Annotated in this window: 3 protein-coding genes and 3 pseudogenes; all 6 read left to right on the top strand. The window is 63.0% G+C overall.

Annotated elements, in window-relative coordinates; all coding sequences use genetic code 11:
* Positions 1 to 101: 101 nt before the first annotated feature.
* On the top strand, positions 102 to 1,235 hold the full coding sequence (locus tag JSE7799_RS05695; RefSeq protein ID WP_442354837.1) for an IS4 family transposase: 1,134 nt from the start codon (positions 102 to 104) through the stop codon (positions 1,233 to 1,235).
* Positions 1,236 to 1,708: 473 nt separating this feature from the next.
* Positions 1,709 to 2,674 (top strand): annotated as a pseudogene (locus JSE7799_RS20920) (IS481 family transposase); the annotation flags it as partial.
* Between the two features lie 3 nt (positions 2,675 to 2,677).
* Positions 2,678 to 3,348: pseudogene (locus JSE7799_RS20915) on the top strand (IS5 family transposase); the annotation flags it as partial.
* Positions 3,349 to 3,527: 179 nt separating this feature from the next.
* A pseudogene (locus tag JSE7799_RS22550) lies at positions 3,528 to 3,677 on the top strand (DUF3987 domain-containing protein); the annotation flags it as partial.
* A gap of 3 nt (positions 3,678 to 3,680) precedes the next feature.
* Positions 3,681 to 3,959, top strand: coding sequence for a hypothetical protein (locus tag JSE7799_RS05685; RefSeq protein WP_503089879.1), 279 nt, complete (start codon positions 3,681 to 3,683; stop codon positions 3,957 to 3,959).
* Positions 3,960 to 4,178: 219 nt separating this feature from the next.
* Positions 4,179 to 4,859 (top strand): IS21 family transposase (istA, locus tag JSE7799_RS05680; protein ID WP_144431576.1); only part of this gene is annotated, 681 nt, incomplete at its 3' end.

Here is a 4,859-nt window from a genome sequence, read left to right as displayed (position 1 = left end):
AGGCGGCGGAGGTGGCGTAACCGTCTGAAACTCTGTATTTTTTGGTTATCGACGCCAAAGATTCCACACTACACGACACAGTGCTGGCTGAGGGCGGCTGGATGGATTCAACTGGACGACTCCGACCAAGGAAACGTCCGATGCTTCACCACGCCATCTCCGCCCTCACGAATATNCTGCGTCCAGATCTCGACTTGAGCAAGAGCCGTCTGGAGACGCTTTGCATGATCGTCATCGGCATGGTCAGCGCGCGCAGCGTGAACCTCGGCCATCTTGCCTGCGAACGACCGGGATCGGCCCTGACCTCGTCAACATACCGTCGGTTGCAACGCTTCTTCCAGCACGTCCATCTCGACGAGGACTGGTCGCTCCCGCTTCTGGTCCGGCTGTTGGGCCTGAACAAATCGTGGCTGCTCGCGCTCGACCGCACCAACTGGCAGATCGGCAAGACCGAGGTGAACTTTCTCGTGCTCGCAGTCGTCACCCGTCGTTTCCGCGTCCCCCTGGTCTGGAGCCTGATCGAAGGCCGCGGGTGTTCCGACACCGACATGCGCATCGCCCTGATGGAGCGATATCTCGCGAATTTTCCCGCGACGACCATCCGTCTGCTGCTTGCCGATCGCGAGTTTGTCGGCGCAGGATGGATGGAATTTCTTAGTAAAAACAATATCCCCTTTGCTATCCGCGTAAGGGAAAATCTTCGCATTACGACCGAGGACGGTCACGACCTTACCTTGCGCGCAAGGCTGCGCCTGGCCCGCCGTGGCCGGGCTTTTCGCGCCCGCCTCGGCACACGCGAGGACGCAGCCGCCAGCAATACGCCGCTCCTGAACGTCGCGGCCAAGCCGCTCAAGGGAGAGTGGTTGATCGTGGTTACCAACGTCGCGCCGCGCACCGCGCTCGAAACCTACCGCAAACGTTGGGCGATCGAATGTCTGTTCGGCGATGCCAAGACGCGTGGCCTCAACCTCGAGGACACACGTCTCACCGATCCACGCAAACTCGCTCTGCTCATGTCCCTTGTCGCGCTTGCCCTTGCCTGGGCCGGTCGCGCCGCCGCAGACCTTCTCGGCAAGCGCGCGCCGCCGCGCAAAAGCCACGGCCACTACGCCAGATCCTGGTTTCGAACCGGCTTCGACCACATCCGAAGCCGCCTCAGATCCGATCCCCTCGACGCCATCGCGTCGTGGCAGAGGATCAACCCAGAAGCACGAAAGCCCTGCGGAGTCGTGTAGTGTGATCGCACTGCCTCCAAATCCCTATAATTCAAGGGAATCAGAAGCCTTTGCCCCGATCAAGCCCGGAGATTTTCAACAGCATCAGCCCACTTCTATCAGTTCGTCGGGACGCAGCGAGCGTCAGTTCCTGCAGTTAGCCGCGAATGTGCCGAAGCCATTCAGGTTTCGCTCGGAGGTTCTGTTTGAACCAGTTTGCTGACGTGATGGAGCCTTGTGGGAAGGGGCAAAACGACCGTTTGAGAACACATGTACGGGGATGGAACCCTTAGACCAATGACGTCGCCCTGCTGATCCATGGGGGTCTTGCTTTCGAATAACTGGATGACATTGGCCGGGCTTCAGTGGTCGGCAGGGCGGCTTCACGGGCTGCATGGTAGCTGTTCCGTCCCGGATGATCACCTTTCCCCGCGACGATCCGCGCTCTTCATGGCAAGATCGGTTCTGAGGGACCTTCGAGACGGGGCACGACCATGCTGATACATCTTCACAAGCAGGCCACGACCACGCCGAAGGTGCGGGCGGCGATCCAGGCGAGCACGGAGCCTGCTCCGGTCCTGGCCGAGCGCTTCGGCATAACGGAGCAGACCGTTTACAAGTGGCGCAAGCGCGACAGCGTCGCGGATCGCAGCCACACGCCGCACAGGCTCCAGACGACGCTGACACCACCGCAGGAGGCCGTCGCGGTGGCCCTGCGAAAGGCGCTGCTGGTGTCGCTGGATGATCTGCTGGCGGTTGTGCGGGAGTTCCTGAACCCGAACGCCTCGCGCTCGGGGCTGGACCGCTGCCTGCGCCGGCATGGCGTGGGGAACCTGCGCGACCTGAAGACCAAGGCGGCCAAGCCGAAGCACAGCGCCTTCAAGGCCTACGAGCCGGGCTACCTCCACATCGACGTGAAATACCTGCCGCAAATGGCCGATGAGACCCGCCGCCGTTACCTCTTCGTGGCCATCGACCGGGCGACCCGATGGGTCTTCATCCGTGTCTTCCCGGCAAAGACCGCGGCCAACGCACGGCGCTTCCTGCGCGATCTGGAGCGCGCCTGCCCGATCCGCATCCGCACCATTCTCACCGACAATGGCAAGGAGTTCACCGACCGCCTTTTCGGCCTGCGCAAGCGGACTGCCACGGGAGAGCACGCGTTCGACGCGCTTTGCGCCGCCCTCGACATCGACCACCGCCTGACCCCGCCGAAGTCGCCGCAGACCAACGGAATGGTCGAGCGCTTCAACGGCCGGATCGAAGAGGTCCTGCAGAGCCACCATTTCCGATCAGGCGAGGACCTGGAGACCACGCTCCACCGATACGTCTGGCTCTACAACCAGCAGCTCCCGCAATCAGCGTTGGCCAGCAAGGCGCCCTTGCAGGCCATGAAGGACTGGCACAAAATCAAGCCAGAGCTGTTCAAGAAACAGCCATACTACCTTCCGGGATGTGACGCGGTGCAGATCCCGTTTCGTCGCTCGGGTGCGCCCCTGAATCTGCTGATCCCCTCTCGGGACATTGCTGCGCAATGCCCTGCCGGGCAGTGGACAGCACTGGGGTGAAGTTCCGTGGCGATGGCGAATGGCAGGCGCGCAAACATGGTCCATCCCGCCGGAGACAATGGCGAAAGGTCCATATCGCCATGGACACGCAGACCGGGAACATCCGGGCGGTCGAGTTCACCTCGAGCCGCCAGGACGACAGCCCCTTGCTGCCGGAGCTGCTGTCGCAAATTCCAGAGGATGACCAGAGGATGAAGAGATTGCCACGGTCACCGCGCATGGCGCCTATGACACGAGGCGGTGCCACGCAGCTGTCATCCGGCGGGACGCCGATGCGGTCATATCCATCCGCCGCAACGGGCGCGCCTGGAAGGAGGATTGTCCGGCAGCGATCGCCCGCAATGAGATCCTGCGCCCCACGCGTCATCTGGGCCGGGCGCTCTGGAAACGATGGGCGGGCTATCACGTCCGAAGCCGGGTCGAGGCTCGGATGAACTGCCTCAAGACCTTCGGCGAGCGGATCATGTCACGAGATCCCGACCGCCGGACCGCAGAAATCCATATCCGCATCGCCATCATGAACCGGTTAAACGCTCGGCACCGCCGAGACCGAGGCCGTTGCCTGAAGCCCTAAAGGTGAGAGGATCCTCCGCCCTCTACTGGATTAGCGCAACAACGCCCCATGAGGGCCCATGACGTCAAACCAGGAGGATAGCCGGGCGACGAGAGCGGGCCTAGCCCTTTCAAGCGGCGCGCGGGAGCTTCTGGGGCGCCATAGAGGGACACAGGCGAAGGGGCGCGAACTCGCCAGTACACCGGCACGGCATCAAAGGCGGCAGAACAGGCGGCGCGTATAGCGGCCGTGCTGACACGCTGGCGCAATCTGCAAGCCCGTGAGGTTGATCCCCGAGACATGGCCGACGCGATCACCTTGGCGCGCTTCTACCTTTCTGAGGCAATGCGCCTCGACAGTGCGGCGACGGTATCGGCGGAAACCAGTCAAGCTGAGGCCTTGCGCCGGTGGCTTGTCGAAGCTTGGCCGCATCCGGACGTGACAAACGCAGAGGTGAAAAACAGGGGACCGAACTCTCTGCGCGAGGCGGTAAAGGCGCATGCGGCGCTGTCATTTCTCGGAAAGCACGGATGGCTTGTTCCGCTGGCGAATGGAACGGTGGTGCGAGGGAAAGCACGCAACGCGGCTTGGACCGCAGTGCGGGGGACCGGCGACGTGACATGAAGCGCACCCCTCGTCGGCATGCGCCTGTGGCGCTCCGCGTCCCGGACTCGAAGCCTCTGACCTGCGGGAATCGCAGAGTTCGCGGGATTCGCAGTAGGCTGTGAGAACGGCGGTGCAAAAGTCTGCCACGGTAGCGGCGGGATGAGCCTGCTGCGGGCGGCGTAAAAGTCGTCCACCTTTACCCTCTCTGGCGGCAGGGAGGGCGGGAGGATTTTCACCGTGGACTTGTATCGTAAGGTGCGATTGGCCTGTGCGGAGGGCATGAGCCAGCGGGCGGCGGCGTATCACTTCGGGATTTCGCGCGACAGCGTTCAGAAGATGTTGGCGTTCTCGATTCCTCCAGGATACCGGCGAACGGCGCCCGTGAAGCGGCCGAAGCTGGACGGGTTCACCGGGATCATCGACGGCTGGCTGGATGGCGATCGCGAGGTCCATCGCAAGCAGCGGCACACGGCGAAGCGGTTGTTCGAACGGCTCCGCGATGAGCATGGTTTCGCCGGCGGCTATACGATCGTGAAGGACTACATGCGGGAGCGCGAGCGGCGCGGCCGAGAGATGTTCGTGCCGCTGGCGCATCCGCCCGGTCATGCCCAGGCCGACTTTGGCGAGGCGGTGGTCATCATCGACGGCGTCGAGCAGAAGGCGCATTTCTTCGTCATGGACCTGCCGCACAGCGATGCCTGCTTTGTGCGCGCTTATCCCGCGGCGACAGCGGAAGCCTGGATTGATGGCCACGTCCACGCCTTCGCGTTCTTTGGCAAGGTGCCCGCATCGGTCCTCTACGACAACGACCGCTGTCTGGTTGCGAAGATCCTGCCGGACGGGACGCGTCAGCGGGCCACGCTCTTCAGCGGGTTCCTGTCGCATTACCTGTTCCGCGACCGCTACGGGCGGCCCGGA

The sequence above is a fragment of the Jannaschia seosinensis genome, from assembly GCF_001408515.1.
Classification (GTDB): Bacteria; Pseudomonadota; Alphaproteobacteria; order Rhodobacterales; family Rhodobacteraceae; genus Jannaschia; species Jannaschia seosinensis.
The sequence above is the reverse complement of the archived record's forward strand: the minus strand, read 5'-3'. Positions and strand labels throughout refer to the sequence as shown.

Coding starts and splice junctions, on each gene's coding strand:
- JSE7799_RS05685 (WP_503089879.1), top strand. CDS start 3,681: ATGCGCCTCGACAGTGCGGCGACGGTATCGGCGGAAACCAGTCAAGCT.